The organism is Bradyrhizobium brasilense (assembly GCF_029714345.1).
GTDB classification, from domain to species: domain Bacteria; phylum Pseudomonadota; class Alphaproteobacteria; order Rhizobiales; family Xanthobacteraceae; genus Bradyrhizobium; species Bradyrhizobium australafricanum.
The window spans coordinates 7,485,094-7,511,147 of record NZ_CP121669.1; the positions used below are offsets into that span (position 1 = coordinate 7,485,094).

General features: G+C 58.0%; 19 protein-coding genes and 1 pseudogene. 8 read left to right on the forward strand and 12 right to left on the reverse strand.

Going from position 1 to position 26,054, the window contains the following annotated elements; translation table 11 throughout:
* Positions 1-76 precede the first annotated feature (76 nt).
* The gene (locus tag QA635_RS34530) at positions 77-1,738 is read right to left on the reverse strand and encodes a hypothetical protein (RefSeq protein ID WP_283064178.1); all 1,662 of its coding nucleotides are present in this window, start codon (positions 1,736-1,738) and stop codon (positions 77-79) included.
* 699 nt (positions 1,739-2,437) lie between these two features.
* Positions 2,438-2,998 (reverse strand): hypothetical protein, encoded by a 561-nt coding sequence (locus QA635_RS34535; protein WP_283064180.1) that lies wholly within the window; start codon positions 2,996-2,998, stop codon positions 2,438-2,440.
* A 1,386-nt stretch (positions 2,999-4,384) separates the two neighbouring features.
* On the opposite strand from QA635_RS34535, the gene QA635_RS34540 reads away from it, so the two are divergent.
* Entirely contained in the window at positions 4,385-5,455 is a 1,071-nt protein-coding gene (locus tag QA635_RS34540; protein WP_283064183.1) for a cytochrome-c peroxidase, read from the forward strand.
* A gap of 417 nt (positions 5,456-5,872) precedes the next feature.
* Here QA635_RS34540 and QA635_RS34545 read toward each other — a convergent pair.
* Positions 5,873-8,207, reverse strand: a pseudogene (locus QA635_RS34545) (S9 family peptidase).
* Between the two features lie 1,669 nt (positions 8,208-9,876).
* Between QA635_RS34545 and QA635_RS34550 the strand changes: the two are divergent.
* The 5 genes from QA635_RS34550 (at position 9,877) to ahpD (ending at position 13,376) form a co-directional block, all read left to right on the forward strand.
* Positions 9,877-10,026 carry a hypothetical protein gene (locus QA635_RS34550; protein WP_283064185.1) on the forward strand — a complete coding sequence of 50 codons (150 nt, stop codon included), beginning with the start codon at positions 9,877-9,879 and terminating at the stop codon, positions 10,024-10,026.
* Positions 10,027-10,054: 28 nt separating this feature from the next.
* Positions 10,055-11,251 carry a molybdenum ABC transporter ATP-binding protein gene (gene modC, locus QA635_RS34555; RefSeq protein ID WP_283064187.1) on the forward strand — a complete coding sequence of 399 codons (1,197 nt, stop codon included), beginning with the start codon at positions 10,055-10,057 and terminating at the stop codon, positions 11,249-11,251.
* Positions 11,235-11,912 carry a DUF2478 domain-containing protein gene (locus QA635_RS34560; RefSeq protein ID WP_341850405.1) on the forward strand — a complete coding sequence of 226 codons (678 nt, stop codon included), beginning with the start codon at positions 11,235-11,237 and terminating at the stop codon, positions 11,910-11,912. Before modC ends, QA635_RS34560 begins: the two co-directional genes overlap by 17 nt.
* A 354-nt stretch (positions 11,913-12,266) precedes the next feature.
* Positions 12,267-12,821 carry a peroxiredoxin gene (locus QA635_RS34565; protein WP_137479503.1) on the forward strand — a complete coding sequence of 185 codons (555 nt, stop codon included), beginning with the start codon at positions 12,267-12,269 and terminating at the stop codon, positions 12,819-12,821.
* Positions 12,822-12,827: 6 nt separating this feature from the next.
* Positions 12,828-13,376, forward strand: coding sequence for an alkylhydroperoxidase, AhpD family (gene ahpD / locus QA635_RS34570; protein WP_283064190.1), 549 nt, complete (start codon positions 12,828-12,830; stop codon positions 13,374-13,376).
* 234 nt (positions 13,377-13,610) lie between these two features.
* Here ahpD and QA635_RS34575 read toward each other — a convergent pair whose 3' ends face one another.
* The 7 genes from QA635_RS34575 to nifH all read right to left on the reverse strand — a co-directional run bounded on the left by QA635_RS34575 (position 13,611) and on the right by nifH (position 21,192).
* Positions 13,611-13,907, reverse strand: coding sequence for a ferredoxin family protein (locus QA635_RS34575; protein ID WP_137479505.1), 297 nt, complete (start codon positions 13,905-13,907; stop codon positions 13,611-13,613).
* A 37-nt stretch (positions 13,908-13,944) separates the two neighbouring features.
* The gene (locus tag QA635_RS34580) at positions 13,945-15,252 is read right to left on the reverse strand and encodes an FAD-dependent oxidoreductase (protein WP_283064192.1); all 1,308 of its coding nucleotides are present in this window, start codon (positions 15,250-15,252) and stop codon (positions 13,945-13,947) included.
* A 13-nt stretch (positions 15,253-15,265) separates the two neighbouring features.
* Complete coding sequence (locus tag QA635_RS34585; protein WP_283064194.1) at positions 15,266-16,372, reverse strand: electron transfer flavoprotein subunit alpha/FixB family protein; 1,107 nt, start codon at positions 16,370-16,372, stop codon at positions 15,266-15,268.
* 988 nt (positions 16,373-17,360) lie between these two features.
* Positions 17,361-17,702 carry a nitrogenase stabilizing/protective protein NifW gene (gene nifW, locus QA635_RS34590; protein WP_283064197.1) on the reverse strand — a complete coding sequence of 114 codons (342 nt, stop codon included), beginning with the start codon at positions 17,700-17,702 and terminating at the stop codon, positions 17,361-17,363.
* Between the two features lie 190 nt (positions 17,703-17,892).
* Positions 17,893-19,080, reverse strand: a complete 1,188-nt coding sequence (gene nifV / locus QA635_RS34595; protein ID WP_283064199.1) for a homocitrate synthase — start codon at positions 19,078-19,080, stop codon at positions 17,893-17,895.
* Positions 19,081-19,457: 377 nt separating this feature from the next.
* Positions 19,458-20,171: a nitrogen fixation protein NifQ gene (locus tag QA635_RS34600; protein WP_283064201.1), complete on the reverse strand. Its 714-nt coding sequence runs from the start codon at positions 20,169-20,171 to the stop codon at positions 19,458-19,460.
* Positions 20,172-20,307: 136 nt separating this feature from the next.
* Positions 20,308-21,192: a nitrogenase iron protein gene (gene nifH, locus QA635_RS34605; protein ID WP_026192307.1), complete on the reverse strand. Its 885-nt coding sequence runs from the start codon at positions 21,190-21,192 to the stop codon at positions 20,308-20,310.
* Positions 21,193-21,992: 800 nt separating this feature from the next.
* On the opposite strand from nifH, the gene QA635_RS34610 reads away from it, so the two are divergent.
* Together QA635_RS34610 and QA635_RS34615 are read left to right on the forward strand one after the other, a co-directional pair.
* Positions 21,993-22,406 (forward strand): ArsC/Spx/MgsR family protein, encoded by a 414-nt coding sequence (locus QA635_RS34610; protein WP_283064202.1) that lies wholly within the window; start codon positions 21,993-21,995, stop codon positions 22,404-22,406.
* Positions 22,407-22,866: 460 nt separating this feature from the next.
* The gene (locus QA635_RS34615; protein WP_425249089.1) at positions 22,867-23,610 is read left to right on the forward strand and encodes an OmpW/AlkL family protein; all 744 of its coding nucleotides are present in this window, start codon (positions 22,867-22,869) and stop codon (positions 23,608-23,610) included.
* Positions 23,611-24,159: 549 nt separating this feature from the next.
* Here the strand turns inward: QA635_RS34615 and QA635_RS34620 are convergent.
* Positions 24,160-24,507, reverse strand: a complete 348-nt coding sequence (locus QA635_RS34620; RefSeq protein WP_283064205.1) for a (2Fe-2S) ferredoxin domain-containing protein — start codon at positions 24,505-24,507, stop codon at positions 24,160-24,162.
* A 943-nt stretch (positions 24,508-25,450) separates the two neighbouring features.
* Positions 25,451-25,909 (reverse strand): Rieske (2Fe-2S) protein, encoded by a 459-nt coding sequence (locus tag QA635_RS34625; protein WP_283064206.1) that lies wholly within the window; start codon positions 25,907-25,909, stop codon positions 25,451-25,453.
* Positions 25,910-26,054 lie beyond the last annotated feature (145 nt).

Below are 26,054 nucleotides of genomic sequence, written 5' to 3' on the forward strand. Positions count from 1 at the left end.
TCCGACTGCATCCCAAGAGGGTCGCTACGTGGGATTGTCGTGTTGTGACCTCGCCGCATACTACGCATGAATACCGCTAGGAAGAGGCTTCTTTGGCCGATTGCCTTGTTTGGTGGGACCACTTCTCCCCTGGCCGGAGCTGAGCGGCTCCACCTTGTATGAGTTGCAGCTCCCCGATGATCTTCGCTATCGCCTCATGCCCTGCTTCGCCTTGCGGCCACCTATTGAAGCCATCCATCAGACTCTCCGATTCCGGTTTGGTAAAGTCAAAGAACCGGACACCGCGGCCTAGGACCTCATTGACGATCGCGATCGTGGCTTGGCGAGCGGCGCTCTCCAGCGGCCATCTGTTGAAACCGATCACCAGGCCCCTGAGATCCTGGGCAGTGAAGTCTGAGAGTCCCGTCCTGCGGCCGGCACGGCGAAGGACCTCGTCCGCGAGCACAACGGTCACTTGACCACACGGCACCTCCTTCGGCCAATTGCTGAAGCCATTCACTAAGTTCGCGAGTCCCTGCTGTGAAAAATCGTAGAGCTGATTGGCACGCCGCAGAACCTCACGAGCGAGTGCGACCGCTGCTCGGCGAAACGCCGGCTCTTCCGGCCACTTGCTAAAGCCATTCACCAGGTTCGCCAGGCCCTGTTGGGTAAGATCGGGGAGCTGGACAGCACGCCAAAGTACCTCACCAGCGATCGCAATTGCAGCTTTACGACAGGTCGCATCTTCAGGCCATTTGCAAAACCCGTTCACCAAGTTTGCCAGTCCTTGTTGGCTATAGTGAGGAAGTTGGTCAGCACGGTGCAGGAGCTCACTTGCGATCGCGATTGTGGCTTGACGAGAAATTGCCTCATCCGGCCATTTACTAAAGCCATTCACCAAATTTGCCAGATCCTGCTCGCTAAACTCATGAAACCGGGCGACCCGACAAAGAACTTCGCCTGCGATCGCAATCGTGACTTGACCACACGCCAGCTCTTCCGGCCACTTGCTGAAACCGTTCACCAGGATGGCCAATCCCTGCTGAGGAAGCTCGCAGAGCCTGCCGGAACGATGCAGAATTTCGAGTGCAAGCGCGGCGGCGGCCTGGCGCGAAGCCGCCTCATCCGGCCACTTGCTGAACCCGTTGACCAGGCTCACCAATCCTTGCTGTGTAAAGTCGGAGAGTTGGTGATGGCGGCCTGCGCGCCGAATGACATCGCCCGCAATTGCAACCGCCGCCTGGCGAAAGTCTGCTTCTTCCGGCCATTTGCTGAAGCCGTTTATCAGCGCCGCCAGGCTCAGATTGTTCAACTCTTGAAGCGGCCTGCTTTCCTCGCGACAAAACTTAGCTATTCTGATCGCCCCTTTGCGACATTCTGCTCTGTTGGAATGCCGACCGAATGATGCGGCGAATATGGAAAGGGCTCTTATCCCGATTTTTCCAATCAGCGCATGATCAAGCAGCGACACGCGAGAAGCTATTCTTTCGCAAACGTCCCGGCCGACCTGACCTCCGGCCTTCCGGCTCACCGCATTGCATGTCGTGGCATATCCCCACGATCTCCCGGCACGGATGCTTTCCTCGAAATTCGGCAGGAATCTAGATTGAAACTCAAGCGCAGCCTTTTGCAGAAAGACCGGATGGTCCGTCTTGCGCAGCTGCTTGTCGCGCGCAACCACCACGGTTGAGAATTGAACGATGTCGCGAGCACAATCGATCTCGCTTAGCGCCGTCGTCAGATTGGCTTGAGTAGACATGGGATCTTCCGAGCTTTCACCGCGGCGCCTTGTCCAGCCACAAGCTCAATGCGACTAGTCACCGCTTATGGCTGAATGTTAACCGCCTACGCAGTTGAAGCATCTCTTGCGAGGGCCGGCTGTTCACTCGGCGGGCCTTCACTGCACAGCGAGGAACGCGATTAAAGCAGTTGTCAGCGACATCCTGCCGCGCGCATCACTCCATCACCTCATGACATATCACGACTCCGGTTGTTGCAGCGCGATTGACAACGGCCAGCACAGCAGCTCGCCGATGGACCAAAGGTCTTGCCCATGGCCCGCAAGCGACAATGTCGGCAATTAGGAAGCCATCCCTGTCCGATCATGCTGAACCATTCGACGCCCGTCCCGCCTGCCTTTGTCTTTGCGAGACTACAACCTGACGCAGCGTGGGGTTCAAGCTACTAAATTGGTATCGAAGCGTGGCGTTGCTATCGCAGCGGCTACCAATGGGGCGTCCATTCAGTTCGACACGATTTCGAGTGACATTCACCCAGTGAGGTCCTGCGCTCGTTCGATCGGGTCGCGCCCGGGATATCGCGGTAATGCTCGTTTTTATCTATAGGGGAAAACACTGCCGCCATGCCTTTCCAGGATGTTGGTGAGCGCGCGCACCTTACTCATGGACATGCCCATCGGGAAACGAATGTGATGGTCCGACGGCAACACTGACCATCGTCAGGGGAACACATCGCGCCGTTTTCCAGTCGTGAGTTGCTGCCCTGCGTTTGCACGTGACTGCGCGCCGATCGACCCTGTGGAGCGCAGGAATTCCTCAACCCAGATGATCGTAGCGCCGAAAACCCGCAGCAATCCGCAGAAATTCCGCTCGCACGCCCAGCGTAAGGTGATATCGGTTGATAGCAGTCTTGAATACATCGAACCGCTCGCCACATCCGCCGAGCAATGGCGACGAACTCCATCGGCATGAATGCGGACGGAGGGACTACGCAGTGCTGAAGCGTACGCGTTGCACCCCCAATGCCCAAGTGAACCTGCATTTGTGATGACTTCGATTGATGATAGATTAAGTGAGATCAGATGGGTGAGAAACGAGATCTGGCGCTGCCGTCGATTGCTTAAGACGGAACTGCCTCGCGAGGAGAGTGCTGCCGTTGAGAAGCGTCTGCTTGAACAGCTTGCAGCCTTTGAGCGGCTCCTGACGACCGCGTTTCCTCTGGTCTTGAGCCCTTCGGCGAACTCAACCAAAAGCAGTCCCATCGGTTCAAGTGAATCCACTGAAAAGCTCGTTGAGAACTCCGCAACGGCATCAACCGGTTCCTTCCGGGCCTCGATCGGAGGCTAATGCGAGCATTCCGGTGCTTAAGAATCCCCCCGCTCCGGTGCCTCATTCTCGATGCAGGATCGGAACGTTTTTGACGCCTCGTCTTTTCGACCCACCGTTTCTCTCCGCCGCGGTTGGCATCACGCGGCGACATTCGACGCGCAAGCCTTTGAAATTGTCCCTAAGGCAAAACATGGCCGCGTCCATATCGCCACGCCCTGTAAAACGGTCACAGAATCGCATCACGTCTGGTCTGCAAGACGTCAAGATCTCTTCCGATCTACGTTCTCGCGCGCTGGCGTATCCCGTGAACCACGCGATCGCAACAAGGGCGGTGACATGGCGAGGCGCGCGGTAAGCCCAACCGGTTCGTCGCTTTTGGCTCAACAGAACTCTCTTAAGTTGCACAATCTTCACTATTGTTCTTTGCCTCGCGAGTATCGTTTGTCTAGGAAAGCAGGTCGCCGCATCGGCAGGAGCGGCCGGCGTCATTTGCGGTCCGAATCACCGTTGCATCGCGCGCCAGACCTTGTTGCCAAGATCAAAGCGCAACGCAGGCTGGCTACATGCAGCGGACGCAGCCCGCTGTAGGTATTGTGTCTAGGCTTGTGACATTCGCGATGTTAGTTCCCAACATGACATTTCTGCAAAGGCGACCGATCCTGCATGGCACTGCCTACAACCTGACGTTACGGTCGATTCAAGCACTTTGATCGTCGAACAAGTGTCAATACGCTCCAAGATAGGCATATCCATATCTCGACGGGAGCTCGCAAGGAGAGTTCTTCGGCAATTGCACGCTTCACTGGACGGAGCGCATACGAAGCCTTATCCAACGACGGCCGATAACTGCTCGGCCACGCTGGAACGCAACGCATAGTTGATGGATTCGCAAGGTCACACAATTTCGTCGCGTCAATGACGCGACGAATTGCGTCGATGCTCCGCGTTTTTGCTCAGCGTCCGATCTAGTTGTAAGCCTACACGTCTAAAATCGCGAAACCGACAGCTTTATGGGTTGCCTGTCGGTTGAGATAGTAGGCCGAAATACACTTCGTCAGCATGGCCATCGTCGCGTGTGGAATGCCAAGTTGATCCCAAAGGTTCGAGCCGACTGCTGGCATTCCTGCAATTGTTCAAGACCAAATCAACGGCCCCCCTTGAACTCCATTGGCACGGCGGTTGCTACTACGCAGCAACGGCGGATCAGACTTGGATGAGTACCCCAATGGATGTCGCTCGTCTTTGATCGCTGGGAGTCATTTCGATAATAGGCAGGCTAGCTGCGACCTCGCACTCTGTTCGCGGCTTTCACGAACTACGACAAAGGCAAGCCAAGGATGAGGAAATCAGCGGCACGAACGCTTTACATCGCAGCCAAGTCATGTGTTCTGGCCGCTGGGATCCTGGCTTCGTCAACAGCAGGCGCCGACGATGATTTGATGAGTGTAGCGAGGCAGATTTTCAAGCCGATCCCCTCCATCGTGCCCGCGGTCAGGGACAACCCTATTACCCACGAAAAGGTTACACTCGGCAAGATCCTGTTCTTCGATCCGAGGCTATCGGCGAGCGGGGTCATTAGCTGCAATACATGTCACAATCTTGGGACCGGCGGAGCAGATGCCGGCCCGAGGTCGGTTGGTCATCGCTGGCAGCTAGGTTCACGTCGAGCGCCAACGGTCTATAACGCAGTCTTCAATGTGGCACAGTTCTGGGACGGGCGCGCGGCTGACCTCAAGGCGCAAGCCGTAGGCCCCGTCCAGGCCAGCGCGAAAATGAATGCGACGCCCGCTCGCCTTCTCAATACGTTGAATTCAATGACCGATTATATCGTCATGTTCAGCAAGGCGTTTCCTAACGACGCGACGCCCATTACCTTTGACAATTTCGCCAAGGCCATCGAGGCTTTCGAGGCGACCTTGATCACGCCCGCCGCTCCCTTCGATCAATACCTCGAGGGCGATGCGTATGCTCTCAGTGCTCAGCAGAAAGCTGGATTAAAGCTGTTCATAGAAAAGGGATGCTCATCTTGCCACAATGGTATCAACGTCGGCGGCCAAGACTACTTCCCGTTCGGCGTGACGGAACGGCCAACTGCAAGCCTGCTGCCGAGGGACGACAAGGGCCGTTTCGCCGTCACCAAGATACCCAGCGACGAGTATGTTTTCCGCTCAGCGCCGTTGCGCAACGTCGCATTGCGTCCTCCCTACTTCCATTCGGGCCAAGTTTGGAGCCTCAAGCAAGCTGTTGGCGTGATGAGTGAGATACAACTCGGCGCAAAGCTCAACGATAGAGAAAAAGACGACATCGTCGCGTTTCTAAATTCACTTACCGGGCAGCTGCCTAAGATCGATTATCCGATATTACCCGCGCGCACCGACACAACGCCAAAGCCCTCTATAGACAAATAGGCCGCCGGCTTACGGAGCCAGGCTCGTCAACTTGCCAAGGGAAGATGGTGCGAGCGCCAAAGCCTCCCGCAGCGATGTCAAAGAGCACCGTGTCAAGCTGGAGCTCACAATGAAGCGAATCCGGCGCTGAGTTCTGCCGGCTTGCTTGGGCGCCCCCGCTTCTCGACTCTCACTTGGAGCGAGGATCGGGCGCGGCGTCGCGGGCTTCGCAGCCGACCGCCGCGCGCAGCGTTCGCGCCCTGATCTGGGGCCAATTGATGAAGCCGTTGTCGGCATCAGCAGCTGCGTGCGCCAATCAGGATGGAGGTACGCATGACAGCATGTGCGAGAGACCTCGTAGATGGCAACGAGCATTTCTCAATTTCGAGAACGCGATCGTGGAGCGCCACGCACCGGGGCCTGGATCCCGATGCATTGTCAGCCATCATGGCCTAATTTGCTCTTCGGCAGTTCCATTGAGCCGGTGTTCCAGTTTGGCTGTGTTTGCTCGAGAATGTTACGGACCAAGAACTCCAGGAGCTTGAGCTGTGCATAACTGCCAGGTGTTCCGTGATCTGCGCCTGGCACGTACAGCATGTCGAAGTATTTTCCCGCCTTGATGAGCCGATCGGCAAGCTGGAACGTGGCGGAAGGATCGACGTTGCGGTCCATTTCGCCGACTATGAGAAGCAATCTACCTTGCAGTTTGGCCGCATTGTCGATGGCGGACGATTGTGAATATTCGATGCCGACCGGCCACCCCATCCACTGTTCGTTCCACCAGATCTTGTCCAGCCGGTTGTCGTAGCAGCCACTGTTCGCGACCGCGACCTTATAGAAATCGGGATGGAAAAGTAACGCGCTCACCGCGTTTTGCCCACCGGCGGAAGTGCCAAAAATACCTACGTTGGATATATCATACCAGGAGTACTTCGCACTCGCCGCCTTGTGCCATAGGATCCGGTCCGGAAAGCCGGCGTCCCTCAGATTTTTCCAGGCAATGTCGTGGAACGCGCGCGAGCGATGGTTGGTACCCATTCCATCAATCTGAACAACGATAAAGCCGAGTTGTGTGAGCGGCTCGATTGAAGCTGAGAAGGACTTGGGAACGAAGGAACCGGTGGGGCCTGCATAGATGTGCTCCACCACTGGATATCTCTTGCGCTGATCGAAATTAGTCGGCAAGTGAATGACGCCCCATATGTCCGTCTTGCCGTCGCGTCCCTTGGCGTTGAAGCTGAGCGGCGGCTGCCAGCCAGCGGCTACGAGCTCGGAGATCTCCGCGCTCTCAACCTGCATCAGTTCGGCATTATCACTGGCACGATACAGCACCATGCGGGGCGGAACGCCGATGCGTGACCACAGGTCTACATAGTAGCGACCGCTAGGCGAGAACTCGATGTGATGATTGGCTGGCTCGGGCGTCAGCGGCGTGAGTCCTTTTCCATCAAAGCCAATGCGATAGGCATGGACGAAATAGGGATCCTCATCAGGGTTCATTCCGCTGGCGGCAAACCAAATCTCACGCTTCACTGGATCGACACAATACACCGCACGGACCACCCAATCTCCTTTGGTGATCTGGTTCTTGAGCTCGCCTGTTCGGCCGTCGAACAAATAGAGGTGCTCGTACCCATCGCGCTCCGAGGCCCAGATGATCTCCTTTCCATCATCGACGTCATAGCGAAACGTTTTTCCACTATTCAGCTGCTTCATCACCAATGGCTGGTAGTCGACGAAGGTCTTGCTTGCCTCATCAATCAACGCGCGCTTTGCCCGTGGCGGCGTCGACCTCCACCAGGCGATAGAGCTGATGGCCACGCTGATTGTATTCGAAGGTAAAGCCCCGTCCGTCCTTCCACCATCGGATCGCCGAAAGGCCGTAGGGATTCTGGAACGCGGCATTATCGATTGTGACCGCGCGTCGGCTGCTGACTTCAAACAGCACGGGTTGGAGCAATGCCAAGGCATCACCGGGTTTTGGATACACCATGGTCAGATGTCTGGGTTGACGCTGGTGCGCCGGCGACGATTCGAGGTAATGGACTTCCCGTTGGTGGGCTGGACGGATCCGGTAGACGGCCAGGTGAGTTGAGGCTGGAGACCATCTTAGTGTCGAGAGAGCATAATAGTCACTCTCAGCTCCGTCCCAGGTCAACTGGATGTCCTGCAAACCGTCTTGGCTGCGCAGGGAGAGATTGTAGTTTCGAATGTAGGCCAGCCATTTGCCATCAGGTGATGCGCTTGTCTTGTTTGGATCGTTCTCTGCCGGTGGCGTGTCGTCGTAGGGGCTCTGCTGATTGGCGCCCGAGTGCATTGCATTGCCGGTGCAGGCATAGCTTGCAAGCTCGCAGCTCCAATGCGTATGCTCGAGGTCGAAGCTCATCCTGCCACCCTTGTCGGTCAGGTCGAAATGGTCGAAGGGAAGATTCTCGGGCTGATAGTTCTTGTGGCTCGCTCTGTTCAGAGCAGCCGCGAGTCCGGCTTGATCAAAAGCGGACTCCTTTACGCCTTTTTCGGCATCAACCAGGATAAACTGGTGCTTGCCATGGGTCGTCCGCCGATAGATGAACGCCTCGCGCTCGCCGAGCCAAAACGGCACGTCGGGGACATTGACGGTAAGCCGGCCATATCGGTCTGCGGTCGTCAGTGCACGCTCGTAATCCGACCGCGCGAGGGGCACATTCACGACATCCTCCGCCGCGTGCGCCTGCGCTGCTTTGCACTCCTGCTGAGCCAACAGCGCAAGCATTAAGGCAACCAATCTGTACATTATGATTCGCGTCCCCTCTTAGTGCGCGGACCCCGATGCGAGGTCACTTCGCGATTGATGCGCGGCTCTTCGGTGCGGCTGGCCTTCTTGCTACTTTAAGCGACATGCCCCTTCGGCTCAGCCTCGGGCGGATTCGTACCTGACGAACATTCGGCTCGGCGGCTCGCCAGCAGCCGCAAGTGCCGCCAACAATCCTCACACAGCAACATGAGCAAACGCCGCGCGCCATTTGCAACGAGCGCTGCAGCGCCGACATTGTCGCATTACTTCCGTGCTCCTTATGCTGAGCAGAATCTATGCCAACTGATGTATATCGCTGCGGCTTCCTCTGCGCACAAGTTTGCCGATTATTCCGAAACGAGGTGGGCGTTTGAGGCCAAACAAAGCACTACGCGACGCTCGCCGCTTCCTCCACAAGCGCCGGTGTGGCCGTAATTCATTAGATATCCGAGCGGCTCTGCCTCGCCAGATCGCGTGCTCCCATCTCAACGGCTATCGAGACCAGGCGGTAGGTGCCGCCGATCAGACGGATCATTTCACCTCCGTTGACACTTCGTTGACTATCGCGGCGGCCCACCGCAATTGACGGGCTTCCAACGATCAACTCAGTGTCGGCATCAGTACAGATGACCCTAATGGGTGTCGTCGGGTCCGTCTCCAGGACTGCGATGTCGCACACTCGATACGGTGACTGGGGAGCGCTAATGCGAAGTCGGGCGATAGTCATGGCTTCTTGCGTTCTCCTATGCGCCCGCAGCAGGACGCGAGAGCGGTCCAGGCAGCGGGCGCAAGCGATTGTTCGCAGGCCAAACCACCTGCGTGCTGGTGATGAGATCAGGAGATCATTCGTGAGTTCGCGCTTGAGGCGTCGTCCTGAGGGTCGCAAGGGAGATCGCGCTAGGGGGGGACGAGAGCTAGATCGTGATGCTGATAAGCTCAGGGTAAGGCGGATTTTCGAAATGTCCTCCAAGAGATCTTGCTAAATGGTCCAATGCAGCCGAAGAGCGCCCCTTTTGTCGACGCAGATCAGACGGACGACAGATTGTAGCGACGCCTCCAACATCGTTCTCGATGCAAGAGCCGACGGCATCATCTTCAGGTGTCTATCTCGTGCGTCCTGCGTGGCCGATTGGCGACGCGAACGTCCGAAACCGGACGACACGATGAGGCCATTCTACACGCTGGGTGTGACATATAAGAGTTTCACATGAGCCAAGCGGGCCGTGCGCCATTTTTTCGAACCGGCACGCAGATTGCTGGGTGAGCAGCAAGTAGCTACCGCGACGAAAGCAGTCGTGGCGGTCCATCTTCAAGGTCCCAATGAGGTTTATCCGGTTGATCCTATTCGATCTGGCTTTGATGCTGCTTGCGCCTGACGTTGCGGAAGCCGTGAATGTGGGCACCGGCGCACACTTCACATTGGTCACCAAAGCTGTGGCGACTTTCAAGCCGATTGCTGGCCCCGAGGCGGCATCAAGCTCTGGCGGTAGCCGACACCTCTACAGCCAAACGACGCAAGCCTTGCCAGTTCAGCCAGAGGACAACCGGCGTCCAGCCAAGCAGCCTGAGGATTCCGCGGTATTGGATTCCCGCCTTGCGTGTGTGATTGGTATACGCGGCCCGGCAGCGTTCGATTGCCACGATCCTCAATGGCACGGAGACGCTCAAGATGCCGGCTGTCGTAACACCGTCGATCTGCAATGCTGCCCCCGCGCCTTTTGGCTTCCTCGGGGCGGAGACGCCGCGCTGGAGCCAAGCAGAATGGATTGTCGGCGGCATGGCGATCATCGCCTTTGCGGCCATTCTCCTCATGATTTGACGGCAAGATACAGCATAGGCGCGGGCAGGTGAGAGAAGCAAGACCGGGCTATATCGAAGTCGCCTTCGACGGTGCTCCCGCAAGCATCCCGCTGGATGCGCAATTCATCGTACCGGCCAAAGGTGTCACGGCAATTTTCGGTCCTCCGGGGTGCGGCAAGACCACACTCGCGCGTTGCATCGCCGGCATCCAGCCTCTACCGAGTGGATTCTGCGGCGTTGATGGTGAAATTTGGCAGAACGAGACGACGTTTCGGCCGCCTCATCTGCGTCCTGTCGCATATGTATTTCAGCGACCCATTCTTTTTTCTCATTTGTCTGTCAAGCGCACCCTTCTGTACAATGCATCGAAATCGAGGGCGACACTGATCGACTTTGATGGTGTGGTCAAGTTGCTCGACTTAGCGTCACTGCTTGACTGTTCTCCGTCACATCTTTCTGGCGCCGAGCGACAGCGAGTTGCCCTAGGCAGTGCGCTACTAACCCAGCCGCGGCTACTTTTGCTGGACGACCCGCTCATTGTGCTCGACCGTCCTGCCAAGCGGGCGATTCTGCCATTTATCGAGCGCATGCGTGAAGAGCTCAGGTTGCCGATGATCTATGTCTGCCATGACATGGCTGACATAGAGCGCTTTGCCGATCATCTCGTCATGATGAAAGATGGCACGGTGACTGCGGCCGGACCGCTTCAAGTCGTTCAGAGTTATCCAGCGCTTGCCGCGCGTGGCGAAGCGGCGGTTTGCGTTGATACCGTGGTCGGCGGCTACGACGGGCGCTATGGACTCATCATCGTCCGCCTCAGAGGCGCGCGTCTGCTAATACCTGGGCCGCCCCTCAGACCTGGCGCGCAGCTACGGCTGCGCATTGCAGCCGCCGATGTCAGCATCGTGCGCGAGGCTCCACGCGCAAGCTCCTTCCTGAATGTCTTTCCGGCACGCATCAAAGCCTCCCTTCCGTTCGACGAATCGGAGATCACGTTGGTTCTAGCGGTCGAAACTGGCCGTTCGGGCGTGCCGCTTTTGTCCCGCATCACACGCCGCTCCTATGATGCGCTAGGGCTCAGCAACGGAATGGACGTATTCGCCGAGGTCGCGCGAGCCTTGCCGGTCTCACCCCCCGAGCGGTTGCTCATAACCCCTGCGATACCACTCCGAGATGCTCTACAGCGGCGCGCCGACACCCGAAACGAACAGAAATCGGATCACGGCCATGATCGACAATTTTGACAACGTCGATTCGACAGCTTTGGCGGCGATTCTCTACCAGCCAAAGGACGATGCCGATGGGCTGATTGCCGATTTCGTCCAGGATCTCGCGCGGCATGACGTACGCGTCGGCGGCATCGTCCAGCGACACTTTAGAAATACAAACGGCACGCACGTTATGCTCGCCGTCGACGTTGCGACAGGGCGAGAGATCTCGATTTCCCAGCTACTCGGCAGCGGGGCAGCGTCCTGTAAGCTCGATACAAACGGACTAGCTGAGGCCGCAGTTGTCGTTTCCCAAGCGCTTCGCGACAAAGTCGATCTCCTCGTGATCAGCAAATTCGCCAAACAAGAAGCGGTTGGCCGCGGCCTGCGCGCTGAATTTGTTGACGCGATCACTCGGGGTGTGCCGCTCCTGACAGCTGTTCCAAGAAAATCCCTTGCCGACTGGAGCGCTTTTACGGGTGACGTTGGCATGCTGCTCCCTTGCGATCGTCAAGCCGTAGAGGATTGGTGGCGCGACGTCGCCACGCGCCCGGCGCGACGCCGCGCTTTCAATCCCAGCTGGAGCTATTTGGGGACTATGATACCGGACAGCTTGATGACGGCTGCGAGAATAATGCCAAGGTCGGCTCCGAAATCGCCGATTGCGCTCCTTCGCGGCCTACGAAAACGACCCTAGCTTCGCAGCCGTTTCACACCGCGAGATATCCGGATGCTATGCCGCCAGCGCCGAGGGTCCATTCTCGGTAGGCAAGTAGCCGTTTCGACCAGCGGTTCAATCGCTAGTCGAGGAACCTGGCTGCGACTTTTTAACTGCGGTACCCCACTCGTGATATACGCACGCGCTCACCGAGCATCGCGTTTCCACGCGGCGCAATGGAGGCGGATGTGAGAGCCATCGGACCTCACGATCAGATGCCTGCGCCCGGGCCGCTGGTCAGCTTCGTTGCGACGATGCGATCTTGATAACGGATGGCATATAGCTTGCTTCACCAATGATGGCACAAACGCAAACCAAACTTGTGAGGTCAGCATGCTCGGAATTGGAAGTCAGTTGCCGCCGTTCGAAATCACAGGCGTGAAGCCCGGCTTTCAGGCGCAGGAAGAAGAAGGACACAGCGCGTTCGAGACGCTGACCGAAACAAGCTTCCCCGAAAAATGGAAGATCATCTTTTTCTATCCCAAAGATTTTACGTTCGTCTGTCCGACCGAGATCGCCGAGTTCGGTCGGTTATCCAAGGAATTCGCCGATCGCGATGCTGTCGTAATGGGTGGTTCGACTGACAACGAGTTCTGCAAGCTTGCCTGGCGGCGCTCGCATGCGGACCTGCACAATCTACCGATTTGGCAGTTTGCCGACACAAAGGGGACCTTAGTCGATGGCCTTGGCGTGCGTTCGCCCGAGGGCGTCGCATATCGCTATACCTTTATCGTCGATCCCGAGAACACAATCCAACACATCTATGCGACCAATCTCAATGTCGGGCGTAGCCCCAAGGACACGCTCCGCGTTCTGGACGCGCTGCAAACCGACGAACTTTGTCCTTGCAACCGCGAAGTCGGCGGCGAAACACTGAAGGTTGCGTGAGGCGGCATGTCGTCGATTGAGCAGTTGAATGAGACGATTCCCAATTTCGCCAAGGACGTCAGGCTTAACTTGGCATCCTTGCTGGCCGATGATACGCTGTCGCCGCAGCGACAATACGGCCTGCTGCTGGCGAGCGCGATTGCCACTCGCAATGCAGCCCTGATTACCGCGATCGAAGCGGCAGCCGCCGCCGTGATGACGCCCGCGGCGATCGCCGCAGCGAAATCTGCAGCCTCTGTGATGGCGATGAACAACGTCTACTACCGATTCGTTCATCTCGTATCCAACCCGGAATACAAGACCATGCCGCCACGGCTGCGCATGAACGTGATCGGCAATCCCGGCGTGGATAAGTCCGATTTCGAGCTGTGGTCGCTGGCGGTCTCGGCAATAAACGGCTGCGGTGCCTGTGTCGACGCTCACGAGAAGACGCTGCGGGCTGAGGGCGTCAGTTCCGGAGTGATCCAGACTGCCGTGCGCTTTGCTGCGATTGTGCAATCAGTGGCGGTTGCAATCGAGGCCGCCGACCCGGCCTCCTCCAAGGCGATGGGCTGAATTTCCTTTGCGCCGTTGGATCGACATCGTTCGTGGCACCACTCAATGGTGCCACAACCAATCCCTCGCCGGTCCGGAGCGGGTGTAATATCCTCAAGCTGTGCCTTGCCGGGCGTCACCCACGGCTGCGCGCCTCGTTCGACTTTCATCTGCAGTACAGATGAGCCAGAATGCCCACAAAGGCGGTGAAATCCCCCGTCTCACGGCGATCACACCGCGGCCCTTCGTTGCACTTCACCCAAACTTGAACAGCACACCGTAACCGCCGCGCGGATAACTCCACTTGATGTCACCGGTGGGTTCGGCGATCACACGGCAGGTGCCGCACTCAATGCAGCCGTCGACGGTTATCTCAACTTGGCCGTTGTCGTTGAGTTCGTAGCATCGCGCGGGACAGGCGTTCAAAAGCGCAAGTAGCTGTGGCGACGGCGTCGTGTGCGCGCGCACCGTGACGTGAGGGCGACCGACGTCCACAAGATAGCGGTTGTAGTACAGCTTGTCTTCGACGCGTACTGTAGGCTCGACATTCATGCTTTGATCTTTCATTGCTGGACTTCACTGTTGCCGGTCAGCGCCAGGCCCGGGTAAAACGACACGCATCGCCGAACAGACCTGTCCATGACCGCGCCTTGACGAAGGATTTCAAGGTCGCCTTCTCCTTCTCAACCTTCGGCGTACCATCGACACGTACAAAGTTCTGCAGCGCCTTGGAAATAAGCTGCGGATAGGTAAGGAAGAAGTTTTGCGAATAGGTGTGCATCAGCATCGGCATGTCCTTGTACTTCTTGAGATCTTTGATGACAAAGGACTCGTCGAGCATCTTCTTGTAGAGCGACAGATTTGTCGCGGTCATCGGCTCGCGGCGCGATTTTACCTGGGCGATCGCTTCGGCTGCGATGCGGCCTGAGGTCATCGCAAGGTTGGAGCCTTCGCGATGAATGGCATTGTTGAGCTGTGCCGCGTCCCCGACCACCACCCAGCCCTCGCCGTAGAGCTGCGGGATTGCCTTGTAGCCGCCTTCAGGAATGAGATGCGCTGCGTATTCCTTGACTTCGGAACCTGCGATGAGCGGCGCCACGGACGGATGCTGCTTGAAATGATCGAGCATGCCGTAGGGCGTCTGGGCGGTGCGCTGGAAATCAGCGACGAGACAACCGATGCCGAGCGAAATGCACTCCTTGTTGGCATAGATGAAACCCATTCCGGTCATGCCGCGGGAAATGGTACCGGCCGCCTCGATCACAACGCCTTCGTCGCCCTTGAGATTGAAACGGGCCTCGATGGTCTCGCGAGGCAAAAAGTGCATTTCCTTCACCGCGAGTGCCACATTATCGGGTTTCGGCCGCGACCGCAGGCCCGCGCGCGTCCCGAGCAGGCCATTGACACCCTCGGCCAGCACGACGACGTCGGCGTGTATTTCGCCGTCGCGGCGATCAGTACGAACCCCGACGATCCTCTCACGGTCGTCCCGTACGAGCTCGGTGACTGTCGTCTCGCATAGCACGGTCGCGCCGGCCTCCCGCACCTTCGAGGAGAACCATTTGTCAAACTGCGCGCGTATGATCGTGTATCTGTTCGGCCGCTCCTCGTTGAAGTCATCCGAGCGGTAGTGCATGCCAACATGCGAGCGATCGTCCATCATCCAGAACCGCTGTTCGACCAGATGGCGCTCGAGCGGCGCCTCCCCGCGAAACTCGGGGATCAGCTTTTCCATCATGTCGGCATAGAGAATTGCGCCCTGCACATTCTTCGATCCCGGATATTCGCCTCGCTCGAGCTGCAGCACCTTCATGCCGCGCTTGGCCATGGTCAACGCCGCTGCGTTTCCAGCCATACCGGCTCCGACCACGATCGCATCGAACCTCTCTTCGATCATCACAGCATCTCCTCTAGACCGCGAGCCGGGCGCGAGAATCCGGCAAAAGCCTGGCGCGAAATGCGGCCGTCAGCGACGGGAGCAACTGCATGGCATCGCTGACGATCGCGACATGGGCGAAGTCGAAGATCGGCGCGTTTTTGTCGGTATTGATGGCGACGATCAGGTCCGCCCCCTCCACGCCGACCCTGTGCTGGATCGCGCCGGAAATGCCGGCCGCAATATAGAGCTTTGGCCGAATGGTCTTGCCGGTCTGGCCGATCTGCCGGTCAGACGTCACCCATCCCTTCTGCACCAGGGGACGCGAGCAGCCATACTCGGCGCCAAGCAGAGTTGCTAGCTCGCGCACCAGCCGAAAATTCTCGAGCGATCCCAGTCCTAGGCCGCCAGCGACGACGACATCGGCATAGGCTAGATTTGACGTTTCGGAATCCCGGTCGGGAATGAACGTCAGCACCTTCGTGACGATATCGTCTTCAACAAGGCCGAGCGGATGGATGATGATACGAGCGGCATCGCGTACGACGCGCTCCGGCATCGGCATGACGCGCGGGCGGACGGTTGCCATCTGTGGACGATAGTTCAAGGTATAAATCGTGCACAGCAGCGAGCCGCCAAAGGTCGGACGCGTCGCCGCAAGCGAACCGTCGGCGTCGACGTCGAGCGCAGTACAGTCGGCTGTGAGTCCCGTCGACAAGGTGGTCGCCACCGAACCTGCAAGATCGCGACCGAGTGTCGTCGCGCCTAACAACAGGATCTCAGGCTTGTAGGTGTTGACGAGTTCGGTTAGCGCTTTAGTGTATGATTCGTTGCGGTAATCCGACAATACATTGTCGCTCACGAGATAGGCCAGATCGGCGCCATAGCAAAATGACTCCAGCGCGGCGTTGCGCGTCGGCTGCCCCTCCGGACCGATAACGACCGCGGCAAGATTCACCTTCAGCCTGTCGGCAAGCCTGCGCCCCGCTCCCATGAGCTCCCAGGAAACCGGATGCACCTGGCCACGCTCCTGCTCGACAAAAACCCAGACATGCTTGTAGGCCTTGAAGTGCTCCGGAAGTTCCTTTTTGGCCGCCGCGCGGCCGGCCGCCGGCGCGGCCGTTTTGGTGACATTGCTCATGCTTTAAATTCCCCTCAAAATGCGCGCGCCCGCGCCACAGGATTGGTTTCTACTTCGGCTGGCTGGAGATCACTTTTGATCAGCAGATGGCTTGCTGCTCGTTGTTTCCGCTTGCGCGGCCCGACCGCGCAACGCGAGGCGTCGCACGGGGTGAACGTACCGGGCGGGCCAAGTTCCGAGATGGCGCCGAGACAGATTCATTGCGCGCTCTGTTCGACAAGCGCCAGCAAGGCGGCCTGGCCGCTGCGATCACTCTAATTGACTCTCTCCATGGCTGACTACGCCGGTCCGCTTGCTGCGCAATAGCTGCACCTTGCTTTCGGCCTAGCGCTCCGCATCGGCCGTGACGACCCGGTCGATCTTGCCACCGCACTTTCATGCGATGAGTGCTCGGCCGCCAGCGCCGCTGACTCGCAGGGGACGTTTGCCTCTTTTTCTGGCGCATGTTGCTATCGGCTCTGAGGTGGCTGTGGATCTGCGCGCAAGTGGGCACCCGCCTGATTCGGACGATGATATGCATACGTTTCCCGGGTGTGGCGCTGACGGGCGAGTTACCCATTGTCTCCCATCGCGGGCTCGATGGCAGTTTCAATTGTGTCAAAAGCCATTTGGGGTGCCACTGCGCGAGCGTGAACCACGAGATGATGCCGCACAACTCGGCCGGCAGTAGACGTAGCGTGAAAGGTCTTCCTTCAAATCTCATCTCGAACGGCTACCATTTGTCTGCATCGATGACCGGATCGACCCGACAACAGCAAGTGTCGTACCAGTTGCAAAAATCGGGGAAGATTAGGCGAACGCAATGACTCAGGGGAGACTTGGAAGGGCTGCTAATCCCCAGGACACGACCACTCCGAACATGGGTCGGGAATACGACAGCGCCGCGCGAGCCATGCCTGCGGAGAGTCGATCGATCCGGAAGAAGACGAAGCTTGCACGAGGGATCATCACCACGCCACACTTGGTGACAAACTTTGAAAGCGCGAGATCACTTCAGCTCGCTTAATGGGACAAAGGCCATCGGCTTGTCATGGTCCGCAACAGCATCCTTCAAAACCTTGAACACCCGCTGGTCGATTGGCGACGATGCCACGAAGTCGGCATAGGCCTGTTCCAGCATCGCTTTGCAACGAGCTCTGATGTCCGGCTCTGCGGCACCAGCGAATTGCTCCTTGGCAAGATATTGTCCCATGCGCTTTAGGATGTGAAGGCGCGCGACATTGACGATTCCGGGGTCGTACTCGACGCCTAGCAGTGAAAAAAACTCTTCCGCGGACGAGGCTTTGCTGAGCCGATCCAGGATACCGGCTGATGGGTGCGAGTTACTCATCGAAAACTCCCTTTGAATTGGCACGTGGACGATAGACGACAACGCGGCATCGCCTGATGATCCTGCTGCAGCCACCCTCGCGCGGCCATGCTGAGGCAGGCCGTCGTAGCCGCCGATTAACGATGCCCGCACCGTCCTCGCGGCGCTTCGTTTTCGAATGGCCTGTCCGGACCTTGCTGGGCACGCCTCTTCAGGCGGGGTGGGACGACAAGTATCCGCACACATCGCGCCAGATCGCTGCTACTGTTTCGCGCTCGACCGACACCTTGTGCTTTATGGCATGCTTGCGGACTTGCGTCAGGATCTGTCTGGCTTGGTCGGCGCTGGCGACGAGCTGTAATTCATTGAGCAACGCGGTGATCGCCGACAGGCCGGAATGCTTACCGATCACAAAACTGTTGCGGCGCCCAAGCAGAACCGGATCGAGCGACTGGTAGGTACGTTGATCTTTTAAAAGGCCATCCACGTGAATGCCCGATTCATGCGTAAAAATATGCTCTCCGACGATGGCTTTGTTCAGAGGAATCGCACGTGCGGCTGCGGCTGCAACCACCGCGGCGACGTTCTCGAGCTCCGGCAGTATGATGCCGGTCTCGTGCCTGTAGAGCTGCTTGAGCGCGACCGCGACTTCCTCGAGCGGTGCATTTCCAGCCCGTTCGCCGAGACCGATAACGGTTACCGAGGCGTGGCTCGCGCCGGCCTTGATGGCGGAGAGCGTGTTGGCGGTTGCGAGGCCGAGATCGTCGTGACCATGAAACTCAAGTTCGAGATCGGTGGTCGCCCGCAAATTTCCGACCAGAGCGGAGGTTGTGTCCGGGTCGAGCACACTGAGCGTATCGGCAATACGAAAGCGACGCGCTCCCGCCGATTTTGCCGCGGCTATCAGTCTGATGAGAAAGTCGATGTCGGCGCGGGAGGAGTCCTCGCCGCCGACGGCAACCTCAAGACCCCGCTCACGTGCATAACCTACCACTCGCTTCACTTGTTCCAGCGCCAGGTCGCGACGACCGCCAAGCTTGGCCGCGATCTGGATATCGGAACTCGGGATCGACACATTGACCATGGACACTTTCGCTTCGATCGCCGCGTCGATGTCGGCTTCGCGCATCCGGCACCAGCCTATGGTGGTCAGCGGAAGCTCTGCTTCGACGATTGCGTGGATGGCGGTGATCTCCTCGTTGCCCATCGCGGGCGTTCCCGCCTCGATCTCCGTCACGCCGGCCCGCGCCAGCGCCTGCGCGATCGCCAGCTTTTCTTCTGTGGTGAACGCAACGCCAGGCGCCTGCTCGCCGTCGCGTAATGTCGTGTCGTTGAGCACGGTCGGCTTGGCGCTCGCCTGCTCGGGCCAAGCCGGTTTGGCGGTCTTGGTAGCGGCCATCACGAAAGCGCTCCTCATTGCTTTTGACCCACAGGCGCTTCAGCAACCCCCATGCCAGCCCGCCACGCTTATTAACCCGTTGAAAACAATATGCTTACTTCAGCGGCTACTTGCCTTCGCTAATGGATTGTCGCAAACGCGACAGGCTTATGAAGCGGACGGCTCATCCTGCCTCTCGCAACGCCGAGCTCGAATGTTAACGCGATTGCGACACGCCGGCAGGCACGAATGTCGCGGAGTATTTGTGGCCCGCACCGCCTTAGACCCATGGTCGCGCGCGCATCGAAACGGCGTTAGCCGCGCCCTCCAGCTCCTGCTGAACTCGCCAAAGCGCCCGCGGGTTCTAGCTGACTTGGGCGATCGAGCCTTGCAACGGCTTAAATGGGCCAGTCGACGCCGACGACCGGGCGAGCTGTCTGCAACAGAACGTCACGCCGACGTTCTGCCATCCGGCTCTCGCCGCTTTCTTCGCCGAAGCAGAGATTGAAATCGCTACATTGCGTGCAAACGGGCGTTGTGCACATGACGAGGCCTTCATCCTCGCACAGCGAGCGGTAGAAGAAGCGCTTCCAGCGCATATTGTTGTTATTGCGCGCGGCGAGCGGCGCGAAGTGGCGGCTTAGCAGCCGAGAGAGTTCGCCACGATTGCGCAATCCGAGATCTTCCCACAAGTGGTTTGGCTCTATGGCGCGGCGTGCGATCATCGCGGCCAGCCAAGCCCCGATACGTCCTTCCGTTGAGCGTTTCTTGAGCAAGAGATCGCGCACCATTGCGATTTCGTCGTTCTCATCGCACTTGAAAGCCAGGAGCTGCTCCGAAATCTTGAGCCCGACTGATGGAAAATAGTGCTCCAGCAGGGCCGCCAGCTCGTGGCCGGACAGGCCAGCCTTCTCGGGAAGCGGGCCACCATCCATCGAGGCGGCCGCCAGAATTGACGCCAGGACATGGCAATCGAAATTGCTGTCGGTCGTAATGTCGGCCTCTTCGGGAGGCACACCAGTGAGCGCTCGGTAGGTCGCAATTCCTCTTTGCACCTCGCTGCCCGCGTCGGCGCAAACAGCTGTAAACGGATGGAAGTTCGCTTCGGGCATGAATCTTTTTACAGTGTCACGTTTGCCCCGTCCCATCCAGCTGGCCGGGTAATCGTCAGAATGCCGGTCTCCCCGGATGGGGGGTGAGGGAGACCGGCATCCGTCGCGCGCCTTCACAAGGCCGCGACCCGCGACCTTAAGAGGCCGCGAGCTCGGCGGCGGTCTTGCCGACGATGGATTCGTCGACGGGCTTCATTATGCCATGCTCCATCAGCATGTCCTCGAGCTCGTCCATGGAGATCGGGGTCGGAATGATGCCTTTGCCGCCATTGTTGTGAACCTTGGTCGCAAGATTGCGATAGTGATCGGCCTGCTTCGACTCGGGCGCATACTCCAGCACCGTCATGCGGCGTAGCTCGGCGTGTTGCACCACATTGTCGCGCGGTACGAAGTAGATCAGCTGAGTGCCCAGCTTCTTGGCCAGCGCCTCCGCCAGTTCCAGCTCTTTGTCGGTCTGCCGCTCGTTGCAGATCAGGCCGCCCAGCCGCACGCCGCCAGAGTTGGCGTATTTCAGGATGCCTTTGGAGATATTATTTGCGGCATACATTGCCATCATTTCTCCAGACATGACGATATAGATCTCCTGCGCCTTGTTTTCCCGGATTGGCATCGCAAAGCCACCGCAGACGACGTCGCCGAGCACGTCGTAGGAGACATAGTCAATGTCCTCATAGGCGCCGTTCTCCTCCAGGAAATTGATCGAGGTGATGACACCGCGGCCGGCGCAGCCGACACCCGGCTCAGGACCGCCGGACTCCACGCAGCGGATGTCCTTGTAGCCGACCTTCATCACGTCCTCGAGTTCGAGGTCCTCCACGCTGCCGGCGCTCGCAGCAAGGCTCAAAATCGTGTCCTGCGCCTTGGCGTGCAGGATCAGGCGGGTCGAGTCCGCCTTAGGATCGCATCCCACGATCAGGATTTTCTGACCCATTTCGGCCAGTGCCGCCAACGTATTCTGGGAAGTGGTCGACTTGCCGATGCCGCCCTTTCCGTAGAACGCGATTTGTCTCAGTGAAGACATGTTGTTCTCCATCAACCGATTTGCCAAAAGTTGCGCGCTTCCTACACGCGAGCTTGTTTCTCTCTCAGAAACGGGGCACACGGGTTCAAGGGAAGGAGCGCATCGCTCGCCTTACGCGTCGGCGTGCACTCAGCCCTCACTCAGTGTTGCTGCCGCTTAATAGCAACCGCCATGCCAACGCTGTCCACGCTCATTAAGCTTCTGATTGCGCTCTAAAAACCCAACGAGCCGTTGAGTAATCCCGGAGTGTTTTGCACCGGACAGGATCCGCTCGGCTGTCAGAAAACGAACACCGGCCAACCAATCAGGCTGGAAAACGGCAGCTTGTCATGACCAGATCCAATGCTCTCAAATGGAACGGGACTTGCTCCTCTTCTTGCAAGCAGGTGGTCGGCAATTTGGGCAGAGCGAGATGCAGGGCGACGTCGGCATCTCTAAGGCACGTGACCGGCGATGAGGTTCGTGGTCGATGATGCGAGCTAAATTGTGCGGCTAACCTACCAATTGATCCAACTGATCAGAACGACGCGCCTGAGCTTAAAGGCAGCAAGAAGCGACTTACAAGGGTGCCTCGGATCGAAACTAGCTGCGGCCCTGCTCCGCACTTCGTTTGCGAGACATGAAAGGCCAATTCTCGTTGATGAGTTAGTGGTCCAACGAAGGCGTTAAGAAGGGGGCGCAAGCACGGTACAGTGCTCAAGCCGCTTATGTGCGATCGTTTGCACGAGCGTCAAATGCGCTCTCCGACATAGCGGAACCCGCCGCCGATCGTTCAGCTCGGCGACCCACATAGGCATACCATGGCGACAATCCTCTTTTATCAAAAGCCCGGCTGCGTCACCAATGCACGTCAGATGCTGGCGCTGAAGGCCGCCGGCCATGACGTGATAGCCAAGGATATATTGAAGGAGCCGTGGGCTGCGGAGGAATTGCGACACTTCTTCGGCAAGACGCCGATTGCATCCTGGTTCAACCGAACCGCGCCTCGTATCAGGTCAGGCGAAATTAATCCTGACGCAATCGACGCAGCGAGTGCACTGGCGTTAATGCTGGCAGATCCGCTCCTGATCAGACGTCCGCTAATCGACGTCGATGGTGCAAGATGCGCCGGATTCGATCATGAAGCCGTACTGTCGTTGCTTGGCCGGAACACGCAAGATGACCTTGAGGGATGCTCCCACGAACAACAGGGCACGCACTGCCCGCAGATGTGAGGATACGATCAATCATACGACTGCCCGCCAACCAATGCGAACAACGATCTTCCTTTACCGGCTTTGTCAGGATGGCCGGCTGCATGTTCGGCGAGAACGCCGACGTGCGTGGCTCTTCGTAACCAGCGGCGCTCAGATTGCTCGGTTTGAATAAGACATGTCGTCGCCTGCGGTGTGGGAAACCACCGCAGTTTGATCGCGTTTATCGCGCAAGATTCCTGCAGTCTGGATTTGATCAGAGCTTTGAGCCGAGACACGGTTATTGAATAAATTCGGCTCAGACGGAACATTGAACTGAATAAGCGATCCGAACAGAACCACGGAGCTTCGCGGTCGTGATCCTTATGCAACGTGGCTGCATAATCGCGCTACGTGCGCCGCCATTTTGATCAGCATCAAATCAATCGCCGTCTCCCATGTGTGACAGAGATCTCGCGCGACTCTTCGCGCGGACTTTGGAATGGAGAATTCGATGAGGATCAAAACAATTCTGACGACGACATCGCTGCTCGCGCTCGCAAGCTCGTTGGCCAGCATGTCGGTTCAGGCCGCCGATCTCGCGCAGGCACCTATCTACTACAAAGCCTCCCCCATCGAACCCTTCAATCCGTGGATGATCCGTCTGCGCGTTCTCGGCGTTTTACCTGATACTGCAGGCAGCTCCGTCAATGTCGCCGGGGCGTCGCCGCTATCCTCGCCAGCTTCCGGACTATCGATCAGCGACCAAGCGGTACCGGAGCTCGATATCACCTATTTCTTCACAAGAAACGTTGCCGCCGAACTCATTCTCGGTGTGAGCCGCCATCACATCAGCGGCACAGGTACGCTAAATGGACTAGATATCGGCAAGGCTTGGCTGTTGCCGCCAACGCTGACTCTGCAATATCACTTCACTGATTTTGGCCCGCTCAAGCCTTACATCGGCGCGGGCATCAACTACACCGTATTCTTCAACCAATCGGCTGCCAATACCTCGCTCGCCGGCCTTGCCGTGACGGATTTGCACATCGCCAACCAGTTCGGCGCCGCGGTCCAATTCGGCTTCGATTATATGCTTGACCGCCATTGGGGCCTCAACTTCGACGTGAAGAAGTTGTGGTTGCGGCCGGATTATTCGGCGACCGTGAACAATGCGATTGCCGTCACTGGTCGCGCCAATATCGACCCATGGCTCGTCAGCGGTGGCATCACCTACAAGTTCTGAGGCTGGAAACACGCTTCAGTGAACTTCCCGGACGCGCCGGGTCGCCGGACGCTTCTCTCCGTTATAATACAGTGCAAACGCCAGCGAGATGATGCGTAAAGACACGTCGTCTCGCCGGTGACCAGGAGCCATCCCCAGCATTGCTCTCGCTGTGCGTCACGAATGTGTCGGTAAGTGGTGGAAAACAAGCAAATCGAGCCACTAGCGATAGGCTCCTGCCCGTGTTTCCCGGCATTAACAGAAGCGGCCGCCTGCTTATCGGCGCTGAGAATTCAAGGCGGTCGCCCCTGCGAGAGAACGACCGCACTTGCAAGGGACATGAGCTCAGGGCTCTTCGGCCCCGATCATGAGTAGAATCCGATCAAGGCTTACCTTGAGCGCATGTTCTTGAAACCAAAGCCATAGCCGACAAGTAAGCAGTCCCGTGTTGGGCACGTACTGGAAGCGTTAGGGCACCCGATCATTGTCAAACGTTCCAAGATGCCAGCTATTGGGCGGATATGCCCGCGATGTTTGATACAAAGGGCGAGCGGCGCTCAAGCGACGCCTTTAGCTTCGCCTCAGCACCATCACGAGGCGATCGACACGTTTGCCCTGCTTGAGATGAGAGTCTACGATTTCATCAACGTCCTCAGGCGTGGTGGCGCGATACCAGATTCCGTCTGGATAGACGACCATCAAAGGACCGGAGTTACAAAAGCCAAGGCAGCCCGTCACCGTGAAGCCGACATCAGTGAGGCCTTGCGCTTCGATCGCTTTGCCCATCCGATCCCAGAGGGCCTGCGCCCCAGAAGCGCCGCAACTGCCGTGCGGATGATTCGGCGGACGCTGCGTGTTGCAGGCAAAGACGTGATGTCTATAAAGTTGAGGAAGCTCGAATTCGGTTTCTGCGTTCATGCGCCTATCCTGAAATCAACGGCTTCCATCATCTGAAAAGAGACAAGATCCGAGCGCATCCGCCCGAACAACCTGCTCCTCAGTCGAACGCCGCATCGACCAATTGGTCCTACTAATTCCCACTCCGGCTTGCGGAAAGCGGGCGACATGCCGATGATGATCGCTGACGATCAGCGATACTCGACATCTAGAATATCCTCCTTGATCAGTTTCAATCTCGCGGTGTCTCCCTCCGCCTTACTTACGCAACCATCCAACTTCTCCAAGCAAGTTCCGCACCAGATGCGTAGCGCTCATTTCTTCAGCGATCTCATTCTCTGCTCCGGCGCGACTGACAATTATGCCGAGGTTGCAACATTGTCGCCCTCCCTTGGTCCATGCGTGACATATGGCACATCGCGTTTGATACGCTCCCCGCTTCAGCGTTTCGCGTTGCGCACAGTTCGCACGCACAGTAGCCGGACCACACCAACGCGCCCGTTCGTGCATTCGACCTTGGCCGCCGCCATCGGCTGACTATGGTGCGGCACTCGCTAAGGGCATCGCATGAACGAAAGCTTGGCATTGCAATTGCTACGCCCGCTTCGGCGGTCGTCCAAGAATTGTGACACAGGATCGTCATTCCTCCAGACCAAACGGTCCTGTCAGTCTGGGTCCCCCCATTTCAACCAGCCCAGACGGTGCCCTCGGCGTAACCGCCGAGGGCATTTCCTTCTCAAAGACATCGTATCCAGCAGCGGCAATGGCCTGCTGGCTCGATTTGGTGCGCTAGCGCCAAAGCACCTCCTAGATGCCGCGAAGGTCGCGGTCGCACGAGGTTCGCCTGTTCGCCTTTTAACTTCAAAGCATTGACGCGCGTCCGCGCCCAGCACTCACTGGTACGATGGCATTATTCGGCGACAACGCGCCGGAAACGAGTTGAGCAACGGCCAATTGACGCCTGTTAATCGGGATGGATCGTTATATCCATGGTTTCGTCGTTGTCCTCGAACGGCTCGGAAAGCCGATCATCCTCAAGTAGCTTGATGCCACACAGGCAGATGTCACCTTCGATGACGGCGAGTGCGACCGGCTCAAGTGTTTGTCCGGTGCAGGGACCATCGATGCACAGCCCGGTGTCGATCTCAAATCTCGCACCGTGCCGTGCGCATCTGAGAAAGGAGCGATCGGAGGAGAAGAACTCGCCGGAGCCGATGTTGAGCCATAAGCTGTCATGCGGACAACGATTGACGTACCCTAGATAGTCGTCGTCAAAAGTGCGAACCACAACAATTGGAAACGGCCGGCTCTCGCCGCTGTCGTCTACCTGCGACAAGCTAAAGGCCTTGGCGCCACACCGCTCGATGGCATCGGCCGGACAGACGGCGAACACCTCGATCTGATCACACATCGGGCCGATCATCCCTTTGCTTATCCAGGCCTCGCAGTTTCCTGCTTGAAAGCTTCGACTGCAGCCCGGGCCAGCCGAAAAACGCCGCGGCCACGAGCGAGCGGCCGATAGGCCGAGCCGGCACGGGTATTGAGGACATCAAACCATTGGTTCGGCG